Origin of the sequence: Streptomyces ipomoeae 91-03, assembly GCF_000317595.1 — a bacterium.
Classification (GTDB): Bacteria; Actinomycetota; Actinomycetes; order Streptomycetales; family Streptomycetaceae; genus Streptomyces; species Streptomyces ipomoeae.
Genome location: NZ_AEJC01000430.1, coordinates 1 through 640, shown reverse-complemented (window position 1 = coordinate 640; position 640 = coordinate 1). Strand labels below are relative to the sequence as shown.

Below are 640 nucleotides of genomic sequence, written 5' to 3'. Positions count from 1 at the left end.
CACGCCCCCTCGCACGGTCTCCGACTCGGCTACGCCGCTGCCCAGTCGAGTCCGAGTTCGGCGAGCACTTGGAGCTTGTTGCCGGTCAGCTTCGCGCGCCTGCTCTTGGTGTTCGACAGGAACACCCCAAGCTTCACCGTGTGTTCCTGGCCGTCGACCACGACCGTCTCCACGTGGGCCCTGGGGACCGTCACGGAGCCTGTGCGGGCCTTGTACTGCGCCAGGGCCGCAACGCCCCGCTCGAAGGCTCCAGAGGCCGTCTTGCGGGCTTTGGCGGGCGCTTCCTGCTCCGGCGGCAGCGGCGTGATGCCGAGCTGCTCCAGGCGTTCGCGCTGCCGGTCCATCAGGCCCGTCCAGACGTCGTGCTGCCTCTGCTTGGCCAGCCACTTGCCGACGTCCATCCCGTGCACGGTGACGCCGGGCATGACGTCGGCTTGGCCCTCTTCGTCGGCCACCAGTTCGCGCAGGGCGGCGTAGTGCCGTTGCCAGTCCGCCGGCCACTCGGGGTTCCAGTGCTCGTCCACGGCCTCGAGCGCGTTCTTCCATTCGGGGTGGTCGTCCAGCGCGCCGGGTCGGCGGAGGTTGGACAGCCACTGTCCTACTGGCCGGTCCAAAGCGGTCGCGGACCGGGGCGCGCACA

Annotated in this window: 1 protein-coding gene; it reads right to left on the bottom strand. The window is 70.0% G+C overall.

Annotation, left to right across the window (positions count from 1 at the left end):
* Positions 1 to 29: 29 nt before the first annotated feature.
* Positions 30 to 640 (bottom strand): helicase associated domain-containing protein (locus STRIP9103_RS28615; RefSeq protein WP_009326296.1); only part of this gene is annotated, 611 nt, incomplete at its 5' end.